This window comes from Haloarcula amylovorans (genome assembly GCF_004681185.1).
In the GTDB taxonomy this organism is placed as follows: domain Archaea; phylum Halobacteriota; class Halobacteria; order Halobacteriales; family Haloarculaceae; genus Haloarcula; species Haloarcula amylovorans.
Map to the genome: position 1 here is coordinate 21,773 of NZ_SRIF01000001.1, position 20,791 is coordinate 42,563.

A 20,791-nucleotide genomic window follows, 5' to 3' on the forward strand; every position below is an offset into this window, starting at 1 on the left:
TGCCGTCACCATCCGTCCAGCACCTCTCGGTGAATCTCGCTCACCCGTTCGGCGTGGGCCGTCCACGTCCAGCGCTGGTCGCGGAGTCGCTGGAGCCCGGCCGCGCCCATCTCGCGCAGGCGCTCGGGGTCGTCCAACAGCGAATCGAGCGTCCGCGCGAGCGTCCTCGGGTCCTTCGGCGGGACGAGAACGCCGGTTTCGCCGTCGACGACCATCTCGGGGATGCCACCGACGTTCGAGGCGAGCACGGGTGTTTCGGCGGCCATCGCCTCGTAGAGGACCGTCGGCCGCCCCTCCGTCCAACTGGGGTGGACGAGCAGGTCTGCGGCGACCTGCCAGCGCCGGAGCGCGATTGGGTCGAGCCGCCAGAACGACCGCGCCGGGTGAGAGAGTTCGCCGAGTTGGTCTAAGAGCCACCACCGCAGGTCGCCCTCGTGGCCGACCGTGACGAGCTGTACGTCCCCACGATCCAGCGCGTCGACGGCGCTGACGAGTTCTTTCAGCCCCTTCTGTTCGGTGTACGCGCCGACCGACAGCAGTACTTTCGTATCGGGGTCGATACCCAACTCCTCGCGTATCCGGTCCCGGCGGTCGGTCGGGAACTTCTCGGGGTCCTCGCCGATGGGGACCGTCGTCACCTTCTCCTCGGGCGCGAACCGCCGGGCGCGGGCGGCGAGTTCGTCGCTGACGACGAGGATGCGCGAGGCGTAGTCGATGGTCTCCCGGATGCGGGCCTGCGCTTTCGCGTTGAACGAGTCGTAGTTGTGGAGGTCGACGGCGTGGCTGTTGACCACGAGCGGTCGGTCGTGCTGGCGGCAGTACTGCAGCATTCCGTAGCCGTCGAGGTAGATGTCGGAGGTGTGGACCACGTCGTGGGGCGTCTCGAAGGTGCGCTCGACGTAGGGCGTGACGCGCTTCTGTATCGAATCGCCGGAGACGTGGTAGAAGCGGCGTTTCGGGACCGCGTAGAGAAAGCGCGGGTAGTGGGCGACGTAGGTGCCCCAGCGCTCAGTTTTCGGTACCCGCGAGTACTCAGAGTGGGGACCGACCGGCGGAGCAAACGGCGTCGGAACGACCACGTCGAGGTCGGCGGCGGTGCGGTTCAGCGCGTCGAACGAGCGGTGGTTGAACGGCGAGCGGACCTGCAGGGGATGGCTCTGATGGTGGATACAACAGGCCAGCACGCTGTAGGGGTCGCAGTCGGCGGCGTCGGTGACGTCGCCAGCAGTCGCGGTCACGCTGTCCTCCCGGCCGCCAGCGCCCGGAGACCGAGCAGCGACCAGAAAAGCAGTCGAGCGAGGTCCTTCGGGCGCGTGAACGCCCGGCGGTCCAGAAACTCCCTCGCCTCCAAGAACCGTCCCTCGGTGAGGAAATGACCGACGAGTCCCATGCGGTGGATGTGCCGGACGGCGACGCCCCGTCGCTCTACCTCAGCGACGAGGTCGGCGTTGCGGTCAAGGTAGCGCTCGTCGTTCCCGACGTACGCCTCGGCGGGCGCGTCGCCAGTGAAGTGGGTCACCGCGAGCGCTTCGTCCACGTAGGCCACCCTCCCGGCGGCGAGCAAGCGGAGGACGAGGTCCCAGTCCTCGTAGATCGACAACCCCTCGTCGAAGCCGCCCGTCCCCCGCAGGGCGTCGCGTTTGGCCAGTAGCGTCGACCCCGGCCCCATGAACACCTGCATTGACAGCAGCGATTCGGCCAGCTCACGACCCCCCTCTCGTGGTGCCTTCGAGCGAAATACGCTCTCGGAGACGGCGGCGGCGAGTCGCCCGGCCGTCGAGCGGTCTGCCGTCACCACGTCGCAGTAGGCGCCGACCCACCCCTCGCCGCGCGAGTCCAGCAGCGCCAGTTGCCGGTCGAGTTTCCGCGGGAGCCACTCGTCGTCGGAGTCAAGGAAGGCGACGTACTCTCCCGACGCCGCCTCGACGCCGGTGTTGCGGGCGGCGCTGACCCCCCGGTTGGTCTCGTGAGCGAGATAGCGGACGCGGGAGTCGTCGAAGCCTGTGACGACGCGCTCCGTCCCGTCGGCGGACCCGTCGTCCACGACGAGGACTTCGATGGCGTCGACGGTCTGGGCGAGAGCGCTGTCGATCGCGCGCCCGATCAGGGCTTCTCGATTGTACGCCGGAATCACGACGCTCACGCGGGGGCGGTCACTCACGCATGGCCTCCCGGTGAATCTCGCGTAACCGCTCGGCGTGGGCCGTCCACGTCCACTGTTGGTCCAGCAGTCGGTCGAGCCCGGCCGCACCCATCTCGCGCAGGCGCTCTGTGTCGTCGAGCAGGTGGTCGACCGTCGCCGAGAGCGTTTCGGGGTCGTGGGGCGGAATCAGGACGCCGGTCTCGCCGTCGACGACCATCTCGGGGATGCCGCCGACGTTCGAGGCGAGCACGGGTGTCTCGGCGGCCATCGCCTCGTAGATGACCGTCGGGCGCGCCTCGACGTGGCTGGGGTGGACCAGCAGGTCCGCGGCGACGTGGAGGCGGCGCACCGCAATGGGGTCGAGTTGCCAGTAGGCGTGAGCGGGGTGGCGCAGTTCGCCCAATTGGTCGAGGAACCACCAGCGGAGCGCGCCGCCGTGACCGACAGCGGCGACGGTCACGTCCTCGCGGGAAAGCGATTCGAGCGCGGCGACGAGTTCGCGGACGCCCTTCTCCTTCTCGAAGCGGCCGACATACAGCAGGAGCTTTGTCTCCGGGGAAATCCCGAGTTCCTGCCGGACGGCGTCCCGACGCTCGGTCGGGTACTTCTCGGGGTCCTCGCCGATGGGCAGGGTCCGCACCTTCTCGGCGGGGGCGAACTGCCGAGCGACGGCGGCGAGTTCGTCGCTGACGGTCAGTACCGCCGAGCAGTAGTCGATGGTCTCGCGAATGCGCGCCTGGACCTCGTCGTTGAACCGGTCGAAGTTCTTCAGGTCGCCGGCGTGTGAAAGCGTGACCAGTGGAACGTCGTGCCGGCGGCAGTACTGGAGGGCGGCGTAGCCGTCCAGATAGAAGCTACACGTCTGTGCGACGTCGTGTGGCGTCTCGAAGGTGCGCTCGACGTAGCGCGTGACGCGCTTCTGTGCGGAGTCACCGGAGTACTGGTAGCAGTAACGCTTGGGTAGGGCGTAGAGAAATCGCGGGTAGTGAGTCTGATACGAGCCCCACTGCTCCGTTTTCGGGACGTGACGGTACTCGGAGTAGGGGCCGACCGGCGGGGCAAAGGGCGTCGGCGACACCACGTCGAGGTCGGCGGCGGTGCGGTTCAGCGCGTCGAACGAGCGGTGGTTGAACGGGGTCCGAACCGGGAAGACGTGGTTCGGATGTTCGGTCGCACAACCGAGGACGCGGTAGGCCGCCTCAGCGTCTGACCCGGTCGACGGGTCGCTTCTGGATGTCGAGTCGTCTGACATGAGATGGGTAGCGTCTCGCCGGCATCGTGACCGGGCGACGGTATGTTCGTCCTACCATATCAGCAGATAGGTGTTAGGCTTTCCGGGCTGAGCGGCGGAAGCGCGAGCGGAACCGGCCAGTAGCGACCGGCTGGTTGCATCGCACCGATAGGGTTATCCAGTGACACAGCGAGGATGCAGCCGTGTCGACGAATCTGCGCGGCGAGAGCGCCCCGATGGTGTCCGCGGTCGTGGTGACCTACGACTCAGAGCGGACGGTCGCCGAGACGCTCTCCTCGCTCACCGCGCAGACGTACCCCGACGATTGCTACGAGGTCATCGTCGTCGACGGCGGCTCGACCGACGGCACCGAGGACGTTGCCGCGGAGTACGGCGTCCAGTTCCGTGTCGTCGAGGGGGCCACGATCGGCGCGTGTCGGAACCGGGGCATCGAGGCCGCGAGCGGCGAGTACGTCGCCTTCACCGATTCGGACTGTGCGGTCCCGGCGACGTGGCTCGAATCCCACGTCGAGCGCATCGAGCGCTACGCCGACCGTGAGAACGTCGTCGGCGTCGGCGGCCCCAACCGCCCGTTCCCCGACGACCCCCCCTTCGCGAAACTGGTCGGGAGTCTGCAGGGGACGATGTTCGGATCCGGGGGGTCACCCCAGTCTCACGCCATCGACGGAGAGCGACTGGTCCGGTCGGTCGCGGCCTGTAACGTCTGTTACGACGCCGCCGTCTTCTCCGAGTTCCGCTACGACGACGCGGTCAACGTCGGCGAGGACGCCGAGTTCCACTTCCGCCTGAGCGAGGCAGGCTACCGGTTCGTCTTCGACCCGGCTATCGCTGTCTCGCACCACCTCTCGGCCGATTTCGGCTCCTTCTGCCGGAAGAGCCGCTCGTACGGCTACGCGATGGCGCGCATCCAGCGCCGCCACGGGAGAGTCATTCGGTGGTACTCGGCGCTGCCGTCGCTCGGCCTCGGAACTGGATCGCTCGCCACGCTGAGCGACTGGCGCGCCCGTAAGGCCCGCTACGTCCCGTTTCTCCTGTTGGCGTTCCTCCTCGTGAGCGGGTACGCGACGGCACAGGTGTACCGTGATCGACGGACGCCGCTGGCGCTGCTGGTCCCGGTCATGCTGGCCGCCCAGTACGCGTATTACGGCGTCGGGTTCATCGAAGGGGCGCTCGCGCCCGACCCCGTGCCACAGGAATTGCCGTAAGCTCGCGACGTCGCTCAGCTTGTCACTCGGTTCCTCAAACGTCTAGCGAACTAGAAAACCTCCGGCTGTTATCCCGCTCTACTATCAACTGCTTGTATGGATTCCATGGCGCGGCCAAGTCTCCCTGACGAGTTACTGGGCGCGCTGGCCGACGCCGAACGCCGAAAACTGTTAGTAGCGTTGCTGATAGACAACCCGCGACCTGACCCTTCCGCCGTCGTCAATGGGGACGCTCCCGGAGATCGGCTCGATTCGAACGGCGTGCGGATGCATCACGTCCACCTGCCGAAACTGGCCGATTACGGCCTCGTCGAGTGGGATCGGGAGAACAACGAGGTGCGGCGGGGGCCGAACTTCGACGAGCTGCGGCCGCTGCTCGAACTGTTGGTGGCCCACGAAGACGAACTGCCAGCCGAGTGGTTTTGACTCGGAAGAGCTACTGTCTCGCTCAATCGTTGCGGGTCTCTATCGAGCGAACTACGATGCCACCATGGCTATCGATGGTCACGTCAGTCCCGGCGTATTCGAACGAGACGCGGATTGCACTTCCAGAGCCAGTCGTCCTCTCGGCGAGAATTGCTGACAGTGCGTCGGGGTCGACGGTGTTGTACAGCGGCGGCAGGTCGGCCGAATCTCCCGTTGTCGACGCGGTAACGGCCTCGATGACCGCGGTGCACGGATTCTCGGCCGGTTCCCACTCGAACCGGGATTCATCCGTTTCAGTAGGTGCTGTCGAGGGATTCCTGTGGTCTGTATTATCGTCCATAGCGTGCTCTGTTCCCGACGACTCCGTACTCGGCACATGGCTTCGCTGTCCGCACTGCTCTGCTTCGACTGTCCCTTGGAGTGAGACCGATATAGACCTTTTGTGACCTTTTGGGTGACGCTTTCGCGAACGCTATCTGGTTTCGTCCAGTTGCCAGGTAAACATCGCTCGGAGGACGACGACGAGGCTGTTCGATTCGCCGGTTCCCCAGATGGCTGTCTCGTCGCGCGGTTCCGGGGGATGGTCGCCGGTACCGTCTACGAGCACGCTCACGAGCGTCCGCTCTTGGTCTACCATCAGCATGCGCCCGGCCGGCGTGTCCGACCAGACCCACATGGAATCGAAGACCTCCGCTTCCGGCACCGCGTCGCGGATGTCCTGTTCGACGCCGTTAGCCATCCCCGCGAGTTTAATCGAGACGCCGCGCTCGCTGGCGGCCCGGAGACGGGCCACGTCGTCCTCGGTGAGCAGATTATCCACGGTCATGTACACGACCTCGTCGCTGGCAGAATCGATCAAATCCGCGACGCGTTCCGAGACGGTCTCTCGGCCCACGACGGTCCAGACTCCGCGTTGTTCCTCGGTTCGTTCGGGCGATTCCAACCCGCCGAGGGCTTCGGTGAGTACGTCCACGCGGTGAGCGTACTCCCGTTCGAACCGCCGGCCCGTCGTCTCCGGGGAAACGGCCCAGAACTGCTTCGGCTTCGAGTGCTGGACATCGGCCAATCCTTGGTCACAGAGTTCCTCGACGGCGTCGTAGACGCGAGTGCGGGGAACGTTGGCGACGTCGCTTACGTCTTTTGCCGTCCCGCTACCCAGACTTACGAGTGCGACGAACGTCCGGGCGGCGTATGTACTCAGCCCCAGCGCTTCGAGTTGGTCGATCGCGATAAAACGGGGCTCGTCCGAGGACTCTGAAGTCATGCGTGTTGATATTCCGCTTGAGTACTGGCGCGCAGCAACAGAGCGGTTGGGACCCAACCTGACGCTGCGCGCCAGTGTTTCATACCTGTCCGCCCCCTATAACGCTATTGTGATTATTCGGGTGAATGTAGGACCGCTCGTCGTCGTGTTCCCGAGCCCGTCCGGAGGATACGGGCCGGATCCCCGTCTATGTTCCACTATCGGGTGCTGATGGTGGGCTAATTCGGCCACGTCCTCCCTCTCAACTTCGAGTGTGACTGTCGGCATTAATGGGGGTTCTGACTGGATACCATACGAAAGGAGTGACAACGACTTTCAGGCCCGGTGAGAAATCAAAACATAGGCTACCGAGTACGGTAGCGATGGTTGGGACCCACATGGATGAAATCGCAAACCAAGAACACGCAACCGAACTACTTCAGCAACTCGGCCTCAAAGAGTACGAGGCCAAAGCCTTTGTTGCGCTCTCGCGGCTTCCGCGAGGGACGGCCAAAGAAATCAGTGATATCTCGGAGGTGCCCCGCACCCGCGTCTACGACGCTATTCGGGTTCTGGAGACGAAAGGACTCGTCGAGATTCAACACTCGAATCCGCAAGTGTTTCGCGCCGTCCCCATTGACGAGGCGGTCGAGACGCTCCGGAACGAGTACGACGACCGAGTCGAGACACTTCGACAGACCCTCGAAGGACTCGACCCAGCCGTTACCGACGAAGAGGCGGAGGTCACGCACGAAGTCTGGGCGTTGGCAGGCGCGCCGGGGATAACGAGTCGCACGGCACAGCTGATAGGTGACGCCGACAACGAAGTCGTCATCGTCCTCGGCCACCGAGACGTTTTCACGGACGACCTCGCGGACCGCCTCCGCCAGGCCCAACAACGTGGCGTCAACGTGATTATCGGGACGATCTCCAACGAGTTGCGCGACCAGGTGGAGGAAGCGCTCCCCGAGACAGAGGTGTTCGTCTCGGAACTGGAGTGGTTAACCCACTCTGCGCTGCCGGACGACGACACGGAGATCGGTCGGTTGCTACTGGCCGACAGGGAGGCGATCCTCGTGAGCTCGTTCCACCGGGCAACCGGCGGCGGGCAGGCACAGGAACAGGCTGTCTTTGGCGGCGGGTTCGATAACGGACTCGTAACGATCGTCCGTCGCATCTTGGCGACTGGCCTGCTTTCGTCCGCGAAGGCCGATGACGACGACTGAATCCGTGAGACGCCTCTCAGTCCGACGACGAGTTTACGCCCGGTAGATACCGATGGCCCAGTGGTGTTCGCCGAACACCCGATACCCCGCGCCGATGTTGCCGTCGACCGCGCAGTGCCAGCCCTCGCCGTCGAACCACGGGTCGACCTGGTGCATCGCGCCGGAGTTCCAGCCGAGGCCGCCCGTCGGTTCGAGGACCGGCGAGTCGTCTCGTTCGTGGTCTTCGAACGTCGTCGGCGTCAACTCGGCAATCTCGAACGCTCGCACCTGTTCGCCGTAGCGGGCCACACAGTCCTGATAGAACACGAGTACGCGGTCCTCGAAGACGATGGGGCGGCCGCCCGGCCGGGCCGCGTGTGGCCGGTCGCGGACCACGGGATTCGCTTCGTGTGGCGTCCAGTCGGGCGCTTCGAGGTCGTCGCTGTAGTAGACATAGAGGTCCCGGCCGTCGCCCAACAGCGCCCACCAGCGGCCCGCCCAGCGGAAGGGGCTGAAGTCGTGCAACGGCGTTTCCGGCTGGACGAGGTCCGCGACGGGCGTCCACTCGTGGGGGAACCGCTCGGCGCGGTAGAGCGTCACGCCCGCTGGCCCCTCCTCCTTGGCCCAGCGGTCTGGAATCATGTAGTGTTCGCCCTCCCAGCGGAAGATGTAGGGATACGAGAGGTGTTCGTCTGTCTCTAAGACGACGCGATCGTAGGTCCAGTCGTACCCGTCAGCACTCTCGGCGTGGGCGATTGCGGCACTCGGCTCTCGGTTCTGGGTGTACACCTCGAAAAAGAGGTGCCACTGTCCCGCCTCGGTGACGAACAGGAACGGGTCGGCGACGCAGTCGGTGCGGCCGAAATCGGTGACATCGGCGGCGGTCACCACCGGGTCGATGTTGCCCGCCGGCAGGAACAGCGACGGCTCCCGGTCGGCGACGGCGTAGGGGTACGACGGGACCGTCGGACCGTCGTAAAGTCCAGCGACGTCCACGGCATCGGGCAGCCGCCTGCCGCGCGGTGCTCGCATGTGTAGGCGCTCGCCCGCATGCCACGCCGTTCGTTCGGCGAGCGTCGAGCGAGCGAGAACGGCACGAAGACGGTTCGTCACAGAGTCGGTCCGGTACCGCGCGTGCGCGAGCAATCGAGTCGGAGGAGCGTCGGCGGCCATGGTAGCTATCTCTGCCTCCGTCACAGAACTACTTAACCACACACGACGGCATTCACGCTCAGAAACCGGTTCCGGCCGTCCCGAGCGCGCGAAGACCGCCCGTGTTCCCCTGATCGTGGGTGACGCTTACGTCGGCCGGGGCACCCTGATAGAACGACGGCGCGGCGGGGTCGGCCGGGTACGCGAGGTTGACGACGTTCGAGGAGATAGCCGCCTCTTGGCCCAGTTCGATGTATGGCCCCAGTATCTTTCGAGCGGGGCCGCGGCCGTTGTAGCTGTCGTAGCCCAGTTCGTAGACGTTGTCTGCGGTCCCGGTGACGTGTTTGACCGCGCCGACGACGCCGGTGCCGTGGCCGCGAAGGCGGACGATGGCCGGCGGGTTCGTCGGATTGGTCGTCGGCTCCCAGTGGACGTGGCCGAACTCGACGACGCTGTCCCACGTCTGGTCGACGGCGACGCCGGCGGACCCGCCCATCGTGAGATAGTCCACTGTCTGGGTGCCGCCGCGAGAGAAGAATACCGTGGTGTTCTGCCCGCTGACGGTCGCGCCCGGATAGGCAGCGATCGTACCGAACCAGTTGGCCGGGCCGTACCACGACCGGAACTCGAAGAGGCCGTCCTCGTCCCCGGCGTCGCACTCGTAGATGGTGAGCTGGTCGTGACGGCACTGGAAGGGACCGACGCCCTCGTCGACGCGGTACACCGAGTTGTTCCATCCCCAGAACAGCAGGCGACCGACGTGGAGGTCCTGCGTGTCGCGGTTCGTGTGGTGGATGGCGACGCCGGTCGCGCCGGTACCGGCGGGTCCGTTCAGCGCGAACCCGTCGAGTGCGACCCGGTCGGCCCCCGCGTCCCGGTCGAAGCGGATGCCGTCGGCGCTCCGGTCGGTGATGGACACCTTCGAGATTTCGACGCCGAGTCCGAGAATCCGTGTCTCCTCGTAGGGTCGAATCGGTCCCGTCTCCTCGACGACGCCCGTCGGGAGGCGGACCGAGCCGCCGCCGTTGGCCGCGAGGACGTCGAGTGCGTCCTGAATCGGGGTATCCGTCTCCGTGGGGTCGACTGTCTGCGGCGACGAGAGGTTCCGCCCGAGGGCGACGACGTAGCCCTCCAGGAGCAACGACATGAGGTCCGTCCCATCGACGGTCTCGCTCCCGCCGGACCCGCTCGAACCGATGGTGCCGAGGCGGTTCCACGACCCGCCCTCGCCGATGTAGACGTCACCGGTGTCCGTCGCCAGGAACTTCGCGCCGGTCTTGGCGACGTAGTTCGACCGATTGGTGTCGGTGTCGCGGATCTCCACGTCGGTGTCGATGCGTTCGAAGTTGCGATTCAGCGGTTCGTCCCAGTCCAGCGTCCCGGCCGCTGGCGTCTCGTATTGGTGGTTGTCTGTCATGGTTCCGTGTTCTCGACGCCGCCGCCGTATCCGTGGCTGCCGTAGCCGGATTCGCCGAACTCGTCGTTCGCAATCGTCGTCGCGGTCGGTGTCGCAGTCTCAGTGGCTCTGGGCGCCGGTGACGCACTCTCCCCCTCGTACAGCGCGCCGACGTCGCTCGCGGGCAGTGCGCGTTCGTAGACGCGAACGTCGTCGATTGCTCCGTCCATCCCGTAGTAGGCGGTGTAGCCGTTGTCGCCGCGGCCGACGAACAGCGAGCGGTTGCTGTGAACGACACGTCCCGACTGCGAGGTATCGCGGTCGATCTCCTCGCCGTCAAGATAGAGGACGAGCGCGCTCCCGTCCCACGTGAGAAAGAGGTGGTGCCACTCGCCATCGTGGGTGGCGACGCCGAAGGGGTTCACCGTCGCTCGGCCGCTCTCGACGGCGACGTGGCCGCGGATACTGTTGGTCGTCTGGACGTCCACGGCGTACCCCGTCTCCCCGAATCGAGCGTCGGCTTTCTGGACCAGCGTCTGACCGGTATCGCCGCTCTCGGTGCGGTACCACCCGCCGACGGATAGTTCGGCGGTGGGCCGGAGGATGCCGGCGTCGGCGACCTCGACGTAGTTGCCCGACCCCGACCGGAAGTCGTAGGCCGTCGAATCGTGAACGCCGGGAACCCCCTGTCGGGGCGCGCCGCGGATAGCGCCGTCGTTGCCGCCGACTGCGTCGGCCGCGGTCGAATTGGTCCCGTCCAGCGTCCAGCGAGCGACGAGGCCGTCCTCGGGCGTGGACAGCGACAGTCGCCCCGCCGCGAGCATCGCCGGAGTAACCCCACCGTAACCGACTCGTCGTTCGCCGCTCGGGGCTTCGCCCAGACAGCCGGCGACGGCCGCCGTCCCGAATGCGGTGCCGGTCAATTTAAGAAGCGACCGTCGGGAGAGACCAGAACTGTCTCGCTGATCGGTCGGCGGTGGATCTGGTAACATCTGACAACCAGTTCCATACCAGCAACAATATCCTTTTCGCCAGATTATCAGTGTAGATACCCTGAGCGGCCGTCTCCACGTTCGTCCCAGAAGATAGAGACATCTCTATGCTTGTCGCGTTTCCAACGGTTCTGGGTCGATCTATCCGGCGACGAATCTCGGCGGCGTCGGTACGGCGAGTGCCCTCAATATCTCTATTGAGGCTCAGAGAGAGGTCGGTAGTACTATCGCCGTCGCTGATGTGACAGGTAGACTATCGAAATTTCTCGCAGTGTTCGGTGAGAGACCTGCGAAGGTTTTCGACGCTATCGCGCCGTTCGGAAGGGCTCCGTTGGCTCTGGCGCGCGTGAGCGCGAGCAGATTACGTCACTCGACGGTGACGCTCTTTGCGAGGTTGCGCGGCCGGTCGATGGGGCGGGCCTTCCCGTCGGCGACGTAGTAGGCGAACAACTGAAGGTAGACGTTGGCGACCAGCGGTTCGAGGACGCCCAAATCGGGCACGTCGAAGCCCACCTCGTAGTCGCCTTCCCGACCCGTCTCGGAGGTGACGGCGACTACCGGCGCGCCGCGGGACTGGACCTCTTTGACGTTGTTGTGCGTCTCCTCGGGTCGAGCGCCATCCGTGAGAATCGCCAACACGGGCGTTCCCTCCGTGATTAGCGCCAGCGGCCCGTGTTTGAGTTCCCCGGCCGGGAACCCCTCTGCGTGGTCGTAGGAGATCTCCTTGAGTTTCAGCGCCCCTTCGAGCGCGACCGGCGTGGCGAACTGCCGACCGATGAAGAAGAAGGCGTCGCCGCCGGCGTAGGCATCGGCCACCTCGCGGACCTCCTCGTCCCGGTCGAGGGCTGTCTGGACCGCGCCAGGCAGGGCCTGCAGGTTCGAGAGCAGTTCTCGACCGTCCGCCGGGTCGAGTTCGCCGCGCGAATCCGCCACGTCGATGGCGAGCAAAGCGAGCGTCACGACCTGCGAGGCGAACGTCTTGGTCGCGGCGACGCCGATCTCGGGGCCGGCCTGGATGTAGAGCGCGTCGTCGCACTCGCGCGCGACCGTGCTGCCGACGGTGTTCGTGACGCCGAGCGTCCGGATACCGGTTCGTTTCGCCGTCCTCAGCGCCCGCAGGGTATCGGCTGTCTCGCCGCTCTGACTGACGCCGACGACGAGCGTTCGCTCGGGGTCGCGGCCGCTCCCGACGGCGTACTCGCTGCCGAACTCGACGGTGACGCGAACGTCCGCGAGCGATTCCAGCAGCTGTTTCCCGTAGAGACACGCGTGATAGGACGTACCGCAGGCGACCAGTTGAATCTCGTCGAGCGAGTCCAGAAACGCCGCCGACAGCGAGAGGTCCAACTCGACGCGCTCCTCGACGGCGTCGATACGGCCGGCGATGGCCTGCCGGAGTGCCTGTGGTTGCTCGTGAATCTCCTTGAGCATGTAGTGGTCGTAGCCACCCTTCTCGGCGGCGTCGGGGTCCCACGCGATGCGGTGGACGGCCCGCTCGACGCTCGCGCCGTCGTGCCGGACTTCGACGCCCTCGCGGGTGACGTGGGCGATGTCGCCGTCTTCGAGGTAGGACACTTCGCGCGTGTGTTCCAGCAGCGGCGTCACGTCGCTGGCGACGAAGTTGCCGTCGCTCCCGTGGCCGACGACCAGCGGGCTGTTCCGGCGAGCGACGACTATACCGTCGTGTCCGGCCGCGACGACGCCCAGCGCGTAACTCCCCTCGATGCGTTCGACGGCGGCGCTGACCGCCGCGACGAGGTCGTCGGTGAACTCCAGTTCGACTTCGATGAGATGGGCGACGACTTCAGTGTCCGTCTCGCTCTGAAACTCGTGGTCGGGCAGTTCGGCTCGCAGGTCGTCGTAGTTGCCGACGATGCCGTTGTGGACGACGGCGACCCGTCCCGAGCAGTCGGTGTGCGGGTGAGCGTTTGCGTCCGTCGGTCTCCCGTGCGTGCTCCAGCGGGTGTGGCCGATGCCACACGTCTGTGGCGAGTCGGCGGGGAGGTCTAAGTCGCCTACGAGGCCGACCTGTTTGTACACCGACAGCGCGTCGTCGACCAGCGCGATGCCCGCAGAGTCGTAGCCGCGGTACTCCAGTTTCTGCAACCCGGCCACGAGCCGTGACTGGGCGGCCGATTCGCCGACGTACCCGATGATTCCACACATGAGTTATCCCCTCCGTACCGTCTCGTTCGAGTCAATTCGTCCGCGCAGGACGGTCCCACAGTCCGCTTCGACGTCGCGGCCGACGAGGGTCCCGGGCGCGACCGTCACACCGCCGCGAAGGACGGTCCGGTCGGCCAGCACCGCGCCGAGACCCACGTCGTCGTGGATCGCGTCGCCAACGACGACGCGGGCCGGACCGCCCTCGGCGGTGGCGTTCGGCCCGACCGATACTGACTCGCCGACGATGCAGTCGTGTAGCACTGCGCCGTCACCGATTCGCGCCCCGTCCATCACGATGCAGTTCGAGAGCGTCGCGTTCGGGCCGACGCGGACGTTTCGGCCGAGCGCCGTACCCGGCAGGAGCGTCGCATTCGGGCCGACGGAGACACCCGCGTCTATAGCCACGCTCACCGAGACGGCGGCGGTCGGATGGACCTTCGCGTCCTCGGCGACCGCCTTCCCGTCGCGCCGCCGGAGCAGCGTCGCGTTCGTCGAGAGCAGGTCCCACGGGTAGGTCAGATCCTGCCACGACCCGCGATGGAGCACCGCCGAGAGCCGTCCCGCGTCGGCGAGCCGCTGGAGCGTCGTCGCCATCCCGAAGTCGGTGCCGTCCGTGGCCTCGATACCCCGAACGACGTCGAAGACGGCCTCGTCGAGGACGTACGCACCAGCGTTGACGAGGAACGGCGGATCGGTCGCCGGCGTCTTCGAGACTGCCACGACGGTTTCACCGTCCACCTCGACCGCGCCGTACTCCGTCGGCCGGTCCGACTGCACGGCGGCGATGATCGGCATCTCGGTCGCCTCCCACCGCTCCAGTAGCCGTTCCAGCAGGGCGGTCTCGATCAGTTGGTCGCCGTGGAGGACGAAAAACGGTCCCTCGACGACGGACTCGGTCTGGGCAAGCGCGTGAGCCGCGCCGAGCTGGTGGTCCTGGACGACGTAGCGTATCGGGACGCCCCAGTCGTCGCCGTCGCCGAAGTAGCTTTGAATGCGCTCTCGGCAATGGCCGACGACGAGAACTACCTCGTCCGCGCCCGCGCCGACCGCGGCTTCCAGTACGGCTTCGAGGATCGGTCGGTTCCCGATGGCTACCATCGGCTTGGGTCGGCCCTCCGTCAGCGGCCCCAGTCGTTGTCCCTCGCCCGCGGCCAAGATCACTGCTTGCATCGACTTACCATCTGGATAATCATCATTTTATAGCTCACTCCAGACAGTATATATCTTTGCTATAGCCGAATATCCTCATTATACATATCGGCAAATAGTTAAATAGTATCGAAACTTCTTACAGGCATGAATTTACGAAACGAGCGCCAGGCACAGCCGACGCCGGGGCCGTCGCGGCGGGACTTCTTGCGGACGATCGGCGTCGTCGGTGCGACCGGCGCGCTCGCCGGTTGTTCGTTCGGCAGCCGCGACGACGCGGCAGGCGATGGAGCGGACGGCGGGAGCACCGACGGCGATGGGGGAGACGGTCTGACGGGCACGGACACGTCGGCCTCGTCGGGCAACTTTTTCGAACCCGGCCCGACCGTCTCGCTGGAACCGGTGGCGAGCGGCCTCGTCTCGCCGACGGCGCTCGTCACCGCCGACGACGGCACCGACCGGCGGTTCGTCGTCGACCAGGTCGGGAAGGTGTACGTTCACGACGCCGACGGCCTCCGCTCCGAGCCGTTTCTGGACCTCACCGACCGGCTTGTCGCTGTCGGCGAGAACCTGCCTGACTGGGTCGCCTACGACGAACGCGGCCTGCTGGGACTGGCCTTTCATCCCGGCTTCGCCGAGAACGGTCTGTTCTACGTCCGCTACAGCGCACCGCCGGACGACGACGAACTGGACCACCGCGAACGCCTCTCGGAGTTTCGCGCTACCGACGACGGATTACGTGGGGACCCCGACAGCGAGCGAATCTTACTGGACCTGCCGTGGGCGCGCCCCTTGCATCAGGCGGGCACCATCGAGTTCGGCTCCGACGGCTACCTCTACGCAGCGCTCGGCGACGGGCTGAACCCGTACAACGGCCAGGACCTCACCGACAATCTCAAGGGGAGCATCCTCCGCATCGACGTGGACGACCGCACGGGTGACCTGCCCTACGGTATCCCCGAGGACAATCCGCTCGTCGGGAAAGAGGGCCGCGACGAACACTACGCGTGGGGATTTCGCAACCCCTGGAAGATGGGCTTCAGCAGCGACGACCTCATCGTCGGCGACGTCGGGCAGGCGACGTGGGAGGAGGTCAACGTCATCGAGAAGGGCGGCAACTACGGCTGGCCGCTGAAAGAGGGGTATCACTGTCACGACCCGCAGGTCGGGACGAGCGAGGACGGCGAATGCGTCGTCCTGTCTGACCGCGGCGAGTCACTGGTCGACCCCGTTCTAGAGTTCCCGCACTTCGACGACGAGGGCTATCCGGTCGGCTTCGCGGTCATCGGCGGCCACGTCCACACCGGGCCGGTCGAGGCGCTGCGCGACTCGTACGTCTTCGGCGTGTTCACGAGTTCGTTCACCGAGGCCGCCGGTCGTCTCCTCGTCGCCGCGCCACAGGAGTCCGGTCGCTGGCCGATTCGGGAGGTGCAGGTCGAGGGCGGCCTCGACATCCAGATACTTGCGCTCGGCAGCGATGGGACCGACAGCTACGTCCTCGGGACGCGAACTCCGCTAGCGGACGGCCCGCTCTCGACCGAAGAGGGCGTCGTCTATCGACTGAGCGCCTGAACGGATCTAGAGGACGCCGACGGTCCGGTACCAGTCCATGGTCTCGGTGAGCGCGGCCTGCCACGAGCGCTGGCGCACCGGGGCCCGCCTCGTGAGGTCCGCTCGAACCGTGCCGTAATCCCCACGCTCCAGAAAGCCCGAACCGGGGACTGGCGAGACGCCGACGCGGTGGAGCAAGTCCATCGCGGGCTTGACGGCCCAGCGCGTCACGCCGTAGGGAACGTTCACGACGCGGCAGTTCCCGGGCGCGTGCCGGGCGATGGTCCCGAGCACTTGCTGGTTCGTGAGGTTCGGCCCGGTTATCAAATACCGGTCGGTCGCGCCCGCGTCGAGTGCGTACTTGATGCTGCCGACCACGTCTTCGACGTGGACGACGTTGTACTCGTCGTAGGTGTACAGCGGCGGGACGAGCACGCGGTTCGCGGCGACGGGCCGGACGTGTTCGTAGCGAGTCAACCGGTAGTCCCGCGGACCGAAGATGTACGTGGGGTACAGCGCTGCGACCTCGAAGGGGTGGTCGTGCTCGAACAGCAACTCCTCGGCGGCGACCTTCGAGCGCTGGTACGGCGAGTCGGCGTCGGCTGGCACTTCGGGATGGGCACCGATGGTACTGAGGAAGACGACCTGTTCGACGCCAGCCTCGGCCGCCGCGTCGAGCAGCCGCTCTGTTCCGGCGACGTTGGTGCCCTGCATCGCCGACTGGTCGTACACCGCCGCCGCCAGATGGACGACGCTGTCGGCGTCGGTGTCGGCCATCGCCGCGGCCAGCGATTCCGAATCCGAGAGGTCCGCCTCGACGGTGGCCACGCCGTCTGGGAGCCGTGCAGTCGAGGCGCTCGCGCGGACCATCGCCACCGGGTCGCGTTCGCTCCCGCCGCCCGCCATCGCGTGCAGGAGGTTCAGGCCGATGAATCCGGTCGCGCCCGTGACGAGGACGGTCATCGTTCGTCCTCCTGTTCAACGTCCCGTTCGACGCCGCTCTGCTCGTAGACGGCGTCGATCACCTCGGCGACGGCGACGCCGCGACTGGGCGGTGCGGCCGTCTCTCTATCCCCCGCCGCCGCGTGGTCGGCGAAGTCGTGGATGCGAGCGGTGTGCGCGTCGTCGTCGCTCGCCGGGAACAGGTCGGCGACGCCGATATCGAACAGCGGTAGCGTGCCGTGTTCGAACTCGAATGGCCGGCCGTGGACCTCGCCCCGTAAGGTCTTGGCGTCGAGTTCCAGCCATCCCTCCGTGCCGATGATCAGCACTCGGGAGACGCCGTCGGTCTGCGTCCACGATGCCGAGAGCCGCACCGGAGTACCATCGAAGGAAAGAGACGCGCGAGCGATGTCCTCGACCGGACGCTCGCGGAGGGAGCGGACGCTCGCGTCGGTGACGGTCACGCTCTCGCCGAACACCGCCATCAGGGCGTCGAGCGAGTGAGGAAACAGGTCGCGGGCGACGCCGCCGCCCGACAGCTCGGGAGTGTAATACCACCCCTGTGCCGGCGGCGCGGAGTGATGGGCGACGGTGACTTCGACGATCTCACCGAGTAAGTGATTCGAGAGCATGTCGAGCGCTCGCTCGTAATTCCGGTAGTAGCGATGGAGGTAGCCGACCTGCGCGACGATGCCCGCCTCGGCAGCGGCGTCGGCCATCCGCTGCGCGCTCTCGGCCGTCAGGGCGAGCGGTTTCTCACAGAGAACGTGACAGCCCACCTCGACGGCGTCGAGAAATATTCCCTCGTGTGTGCTTGGTGGCGTGCAGATGCTCACCACGTCGAGGTCCTGCGCCGCGAGCATCGATGCCGCGTCGGCGTAGCCGGGCAGAGAGAGATCGGCTTCGACGGTTTCCCGTCGGGCGTCGTCGCGTTCGGCGAACGCCGCGACGCGAGTGTTTCGATGACTGGTGAATGCCGGGACGTGATAGTCGGTGGCCATCCACCCGGCCCCCACCACCCCGACGGCCAGTTCGGTCATGGGTACGACTCTACCGACGACGGCATAAACCCTCCCATAGACGCCGCGTACCGCACGACGACGCCGGAGTGCGAGAACCATACAGTTAGGGGCCTGTCTCTGTGAGCGGGATATTATCCGTCGGTTCGGGACTGCCAATTCGTCCTCGACATCGACCGACCTTCGAGGGAGTGACCACGTCGTCGCTCGTGTTTTCGGCCCGGCGATGGGTCGGCAGAGCGACTAGTCGTCACCGACCGCGGCTTTCGCGCTCGCGTCGAGCGCTCGCCCCAGAGCGGTCTCTTGCGGGTCGCTCAACCGCTCTCTCGCCGTCGTTTCTGACACCCACGCTGAGTCGGTGTGCTCTTGGCTCAGCGTCACTTCGGCGCTCGTCGCAGTACAGTGATAGTAGACGGCGAGGCGGCCGTCGTCGGTGTCGTTCTGCCAGGAGACGACGTGAACTGGCTGGTGGACCGTAACCGAGAGTGCCGTCTCCTCGTTGATCTCTCGCCGGAGACAGTCGGTCACGTCTTCGTTGCGATTCATCCGCCCGCCCGGCAGTTCCCACCCTCCGTCGCTCGCGCGACGGACCGTGAGAATCTGCTCGTCGGGCGTACAGATCACCCCGCGAACGCTCACCGTCGCTTTGAGGAACTGCTCGTCCATAGCGTGCGATGGAGGGAGGGCGGTGTTAGTCTACCGGTCGCTGGGGAAGACCGACGTTGATAACCGTGGCACCTGAACCGCCGATAGATGTACTCCCGCAACCACGCGATCCTCTCGGCGATAACCGGCGTGGCGCTTCTGGTCGTGACCTCGCCGCCGGTCCACCCCGCGCTGGTCGTCGCGGTCGCCGTCGTCGTCGGCGTCGGTATCGACTTCGACCACTTCCTCGTCGCCTACCTGAACACCGGATCGACCGAGAACGTCCGTCGTCTCCTCCGGAACCCCCTCTCGGCGGTCACTGATCAGGACTCACTGTTCGGCGAGACGGACCTCTCACACGTTCAGCGACTCTTCAGTCACGTCGTCATCGCCGGGGTCGCTGTCGGCGCGCTCTGGGCGCTCTCTGCATCTTACTGGGCGCTCGTCGTCGGACTGACGCTGTACGTTCACGTGCTTGCAGATCTCTACGCGGACGTCAAGCACTACGGCCAGACAGCGGACGCGACGCAGAAAACGACCGAGTCGTAGCGGGTCACCGCATTGGGCGTCTCGAACCCCTTCGTGATGTTTCTGTTTCTCCTCGTCGCCACTGGGAGCGCTACCGACACCGCTCATAGCTCATTTGATATCGCAATATTCGATTTATTCGTCGGTGACTGTCTCGGGGTGCCAAAGGAACACGACTGCAAGACTCTCCGAGACTCGGCGCTGATGGCGAATCGGCTGTCAGTCCCGACAACCCTATACCAGATTTTGAGATACTAACGCATCTGTAGCGAAGTGGCAACGATTCACTTGGCATAGACGCTGGTGTTATCGAGACGGCAGAAACGATCAGGAAATGATACGAACCGACCACGACTGTCAGATAGAGGGAATCACAGACATGGAAGAACTAGAACTCTGGGACAGCATCGCCGTGAGCGGCGTCTGTCTCATTGCTGAAGCGGTCGGCGACGGGTGGTTTCAGGCGTCTCTCGACGGCGTCCGTCGCTCGGCAAACCGGCACTTGGTGTGTCGGGAGAAATTGCCGACGGGACCGTCGTTGTCCGGCCATCTGGCGCTTATATTACGGCAACATCCACCCCCTCTTGAGTGTCTGGCGAGCGCAGGCCGAGTACCCAGATAGGTGGCTTGCGACTACCAGAGCGTGGGCAGGTTGGCTCACATCAATCATGAAACTCGGCATCGAAATGGAGTTCTGGACCGTCGACGAACAGGGAAAACTGGCCGACGGACGGGCGCTGCCGGAAGAACACGAGCAGATCGCTCCGGAGTTCATCGCCCCACTCGTAGAGGTACGTACCTCCCCACACGAGACGGAGGACTCCCTCCGCCGAGAACTGCAGTCGGTCCTTCAAACCGCGCTCACCGCGGCCCGGAGCGAGGGACTCCACCTCGTTCCGCTCGGGACACCGCTGACAAGCGCAGCGCCGGACGCGACGTGTGACCGCGGCCGGCTGTTCGAGGACATCTACGGCGGGCAGATTACGAGCGCGAAGAACTGCGCGGGCACGCACGTCCACTTCGAGAAGACCGAGCCGGTGCGACAGCTGAACCTCCTGACGGCGCTGGACCCGGCGCTGGCGCTGGTGAACTCCTCGCCGTACTACCTCGGGGAGCGCCGACAGCAGTCCTCTCGCGCTCACGCGTATCGACAGCAATCCAACGACGAGTTCGCCCGGTACTGCGGCCTCTGGTCGTACACGGACTCGGTCTCGGAGTGGAACGACCGCGTCGAGACGGCCTTCGAACTGTTCAAGGACGTCGCGGCGAGCAACGGCGTCGAAGCCGATACCGTCGAAGCGCACTTCTGCCCGGAGGACACGATGTTGAATCCGGTTCGGTTGCGCGAGGCGACTCCGACCGTCGAGTGGCGAGCACCCGATACAGCGTTACCTAGCGAGACGGTGCAACTCGCCTTCGACATGGGGCGCATCGTCGAGCAGACAGCGACGAAATCCGTGGGTGTCGAGCGAGACGGGAACGACCCGAACCACATCGAAATCCCGTCGTTCGGCGACCTCCGGGACCTCAGCGACACCGCGATCTCTCAGGGACTGGGATCGGTGGCCGTCCGTGAGTACCTCTCGGAGATGGGGTTCGATCCGTCGACGTACGACCCGCTCGCCGACCGACTCATCGGGCCGGATGTCCTCTCTACCGCCGAGGCCCGGCAGATGCGACTGCTGGCCGCGCAGTTACTCCGCGACGACGTGGCGACGTTGGTCGACGACGACGATCCGGTGGCTGCGAAACCAGCAGTGTGACTTGGACGGGCGAT

Annotated in this window: 19 protein-coding genes; 6 read left to right on the top strand and 13 right to left on the bottom strand. The window is 65.7% G+C overall.

Going from position 1 to position 20,791, the window contains the following annotated elements:
* Positions 1 to 5: 5 nt before the first annotated feature.
* Genes E4S61_RS00120 through E4S61_RS00130 form a run of 3 tightly spaced genes read right to left on the bottom strand, consistent with a single transcriptional unit; the run spans position 6 to position 3,395 of the window.
* Positions 6 to 1,238: a glycosyltransferase family 4 protein gene (locus E4S61_RS00120; RefSeq protein WP_209309421.1), complete on the bottom strand. Its 1,233-nt coding sequence runs from the start codon at positions 1,236 to 1,238 to the stop codon at positions 6 to 8.
* Positions 1,235 to 2,161, bottom strand: a complete 927-nt coding sequence (locus tag E4S61_RS00125) for a glycosyltransferase family 2 protein (RefSeq protein ID WP_245180502.1) — start codon at positions 2,159 to 2,161, stop codon at positions 1,235 to 1,237. Before E4S61_RS00125 ends, E4S61_RS00120 begins: the two co-directional genes overlap by 4 nt.
* Complete coding sequence (locus E4S61_RS00130; RefSeq protein WP_135301886.1) at positions 2,154 to 3,395, bottom strand: glycosyltransferase family 4 protein; 1,242 nt, start codon at positions 3,393 to 3,395, stop codon at positions 2,154 to 2,156. Before E4S61_RS00130 ends, E4S61_RS00125 begins: the two co-directional genes overlap by 8 nt.
* 182 nt (positions 3,396 to 3,577) lie before the next feature.
* Here E4S61_RS00130 and E4S61_RS00135 point away from each other — a divergent pair, with 182 nt between their 5' ends.
* Both E4S61_RS00135 and E4S61_RS00140 read left to right on the top strand, forming a co-directional pair.
* Complete coding sequence (locus tag E4S61_RS00135) at positions 3,578 to 4,600, top strand: glycosyltransferase (protein WP_245180504.1); 1,023 nt, start codon at positions 3,578 to 3,580, stop codon at positions 4,598 to 4,600.
* Between the two features lie 96 nt (positions 4,601 to 4,696).
* On the top strand, positions 4,697 to 5,026 hold the full coding sequence (locus E4S61_RS00140) for a DUF7344 domain-containing protein (RefSeq protein ID WP_209309422.1): 330 nt from the start codon (positions 4,697 to 4,699) through the stop codon (positions 5,024 to 5,026).
* A 22-nt stretch (positions 5,027 to 5,048) separates the two neighbouring features.
* Here the strand turns inward: E4S61_RS00140 and E4S61_RS00145 are convergent, their stop codons facing one another.
* Positions 5,049 to 5,366, bottom strand: a complete 318-nt coding sequence (locus E4S61_RS00145; protein WP_167768370.1) for a HalOD1 output domain-containing protein — start codon at positions 5,364 to 5,366, stop codon at positions 5,049 to 5,051.
* Positions 5,367 to 5,498: 132 nt separating this feature from the next.
* Complete coding sequence (locus E4S61_RS00150) at positions 5,499 to 6,290, bottom strand: TrmB family transcriptional regulator (RefSeq protein WP_135301887.1); 792 nt, start codon at positions 6,288 to 6,290, stop codon at positions 5,499 to 5,501.
* Positions 6,291 to 6,652: 362 nt separating this feature from the next.
* Between E4S61_RS00150 and E4S61_RS00155 the strand changes: the two genes are divergently transcribed.
* Positions 6,653 to 7,495, top strand: a complete 843-nt coding sequence (locus tag E4S61_RS00155; protein ID WP_245180506.1) for a TrmB family transcriptional regulator — start codon at positions 6,653 to 6,655, stop codon at positions 7,493 to 7,495.
* Between the two features lie 33 nt (positions 7,496 to 7,528).
* On the opposite strand, the gene E4S61_RS00160 is transcribed toward E4S61_RS00155, so the two are convergent.
* The 5 genes from E4S61_RS00160 to E4S61_RS00180 form a co-directional block, all read right to left on the bottom strand.
* Entirely contained in the window at positions 7,529 to 8,647 is a 1,119-nt protein-coding gene (locus E4S61_RS00160) for a glucosamine inositolphosphorylceramide transferase family protein (RefSeq protein ID WP_209309423.1), read from the bottom strand.
* A gap of 58 nt (positions 8,648 to 8,705) precedes the next feature.
* Complete coding sequence (locus E4S61_RS00165) at positions 8,706 to 10,043, bottom strand: hypothetical protein (RefSeq protein ID WP_135301888.1); 1,338 nt, start codon at positions 10,041 to 10,043, stop codon at positions 8,706 to 8,708.
* On the bottom strand, positions 10,040 to 11,014 hold the full coding sequence (locus tag E4S61_RS00170) for a LamG domain-containing protein (protein WP_135301889.1): 975 nt from the start codon (positions 11,012 to 11,014) through the stop codon (positions 10,040 to 10,042). Before E4S61_RS00170 ends, E4S61_RS00165 begins: the two co-directional genes overlap by 4 nt.
* 366 nt (positions 11,015 to 11,380) lie before the next feature.
* On the bottom strand, positions 11,381 to 13,180 hold the full coding sequence (glmS, locus tag E4S61_RS00175; protein WP_135301890.1) for a glutamine--fructose-6-phosphate transaminase (isomerizing): 1,800 nt from the start codon (positions 13,178 to 13,180) through the stop codon (positions 11,381 to 11,383).
* 3 nt (positions 13,181 to 13,183) lie between these two features.
* Complete coding sequence (locus tag E4S61_RS00180; RefSeq protein WP_135301891.1) at positions 13,184 to 14,350, bottom strand: sugar phosphate nucleotidyltransferase; 1,167 nt, start codon at positions 14,348 to 14,350, stop codon at positions 13,184 to 13,186.
* A 126-nt stretch (positions 14,351 to 14,476) separates the two neighbouring features.
* Between E4S61_RS00180 and E4S61_RS00185 the strand changes: the two genes are divergently transcribed.
* Positions 14,477 to 15,901 (top strand): PQQ-dependent sugar dehydrogenase, encoded by a 1,425-nt coding sequence (locus E4S61_RS00185; protein WP_135301892.1) that lies wholly within the window; start codon positions 14,477 to 14,479, stop codon positions 15,899 to 15,901.
* Positions 15,902 to 15,907: 6 nt separating this feature from the next.
* Here the strand turns inward: E4S61_RS00185 and E4S61_RS00190 are convergent, their stop codons facing one another.
* From E4S61_RS00190 to E4S61_RS00200, 3 genes are all read right to left on the bottom strand, one after another.
* Positions 15,908 to 16,843, bottom strand: coding sequence for an NAD-dependent epimerase/dehydratase family protein (locus tag E4S61_RS00190; protein ID WP_135301893.1), 936 nt, complete (start codon positions 16,841 to 16,843; stop codon positions 15,908 to 15,910).
* Entirely contained in the window at positions 16,840 to 17,862 is a 1,023-nt protein-coding gene (locus E4S61_RS00195) for a Gfo/Idh/MocA family protein (RefSeq protein ID WP_135301894.1), read from the bottom strand. The genes E4S61_RS00190 and E4S61_RS00195 overlap by 4 nt, the downstream gene beginning before the upstream one ends.
* Before the next feature lie 222 nt (positions 17,863 to 18,084).
* Positions 18,085 to 18,507: an NUDIX hydrolase gene (locus E4S61_RS00200; RefSeq protein WP_135301895.1), complete on the bottom strand. Its 423-nt coding sequence runs from the start codon at positions 18,505 to 18,507 to the stop codon at positions 18,085 to 18,087.
* A gap of 87 nt (positions 18,508 to 18,594) precedes the next feature.
* On the opposite strand from E4S61_RS00200, the gene E4S61_RS00205 reads away from it, so the two are divergent.
* The gene (locus E4S61_RS00205; RefSeq protein ID WP_135301896.1) at positions 18,595 to 19,035 is read left to right on the top strand and encodes a hypothetical protein; all 441 of its coding nucleotides are present in this window, start codon (positions 18,595 to 18,597) and stop codon (positions 19,033 to 19,035) included.
* 647 nt (positions 19,036 to 19,682) lie between these two features.
* Positions 19,683 to 20,777 carry a glutamate-cysteine ligase family protein gene (locus E4S61_RS00210; RefSeq protein WP_135301897.1) on the top strand — a complete coding sequence of 365 codons (1,095 nt, stop codon included), beginning with the start codon at positions 19,683 to 19,685 and terminating at the stop codon, positions 20,775 to 20,777.
* The last annotated feature ends 14 nt before the right edge of the window (positions 20,778 to 20,791 follow it).

Excerpts from the sequence above, each read along its gene's own strand:
- E4S61_RS00160 (WP_209309423.1), bottom strand. The coding sequence starts at position 8,647 with ATGGCCGCCGACGCTCCTCCGACTCGATTGCTCGCGCACGCGCGGTAC.
- E4S61_RS00195 (WP_135301894.1), bottom strand. The coding sequence starts at position 17,862 with ATGACCGAACTGGCCGTCGGGGTGGTGGGGGCCGGGTGGATGGCCACC.
- E4S61_RS00150 (WP_135301887.1), bottom strand. The coding sequence starts at position 6,290 with ATGACTTCAGAGTCCTCGGACGAGCCCCGTTTTATCGCGATCGACCAA.
- E4S61_RS00200 (WP_135301895.1), bottom strand. The coding sequence starts at position 18,507 with ATGGACGAGCAGTTCCTCAAAGCGACGGTGAGCGTTCGCGGGGTGATC.
- E4S61_RS00155 (WP_245180506.1), top strand. The coding sequence starts at position 6,653 with ATGGTTGGGACCCACATGGATGAAATCGCAAACCAAGAACACGCAACC.
- E4S61_RS00205 (WP_135301896.1), top strand. The coding sequence starts at position 18,595 with ATGTACTCCCGCAACCACGCGATCCTCTCGGCGATAACCGGCGTGGCG.
- E4S61_RS00185 (WP_135301892.1), top strand. The coding sequence starts at position 14,477 with ATGAATTTACGAAACGAGCGCCAGGCACAGCCGACGCCGGGGCCGTCG.
- E4S61_RS00210 (WP_135301897.1), top strand. The coding sequence starts at position 19,683 with ATGAAACTCGGCATCGAAATGGAGTTCTGGACCGTCGACGAACAGGGA.
- E4S61_RS00180 (WP_135301891.1), bottom strand. The coding sequence starts at position 14,350 with ATGCAAGCAGTGATCTTGGCCGCGGGCGAGGGACAACGACTGGGGCCG.
- E4S61_RS00170 (WP_135301889.1), bottom strand. The coding sequence starts at position 11,014 with ATGTTACCAGATCCACCGCCGACCGATCAGCGAGACAGTTCTGGTCTC.
- E4S61_RS00140 (WP_209309422.1), top strand. The coding sequence starts at position 4,697 with ATGGATTCCATGGCGCGGCCAAGTCTCCCTGACGAGTTACTGGGCGCG.
- glmS (WP_135301890.1), bottom strand. The coding sequence starts at position 13,180 with ATGTGTGGAATCATCGGGTACGTCGGCGAATCGGCCGCCCAGTCACGG.
- E4S61_RS00145 (WP_167768370.1), bottom strand. The coding sequence starts at position 5,366 with ATGGACGATAATACAGACCACAGGAATCCCTCGACAGCACCTACTGAA.
- E4S61_RS00190 (WP_135301893.1), bottom strand. The coding sequence starts at position 16,843 with ATGACCGTCCTCGTCACGGGCGCGACCGGATTCATCGGCCTGAACCTC.
- E4S61_RS00165 (WP_135301888.1), bottom strand. The coding sequence starts at position 10,043 with ATGACAGACAACCACCAATACGAGACGCCAGCGGCCGGGACGCTGGAC.
- E4S61_RS00130 (WP_135301886.1), bottom strand. The coding sequence starts at position 3,395 with ATGTCAGACGACTCGACATCCAGAAGCGACCCGTCGACCGGGTCAGAC.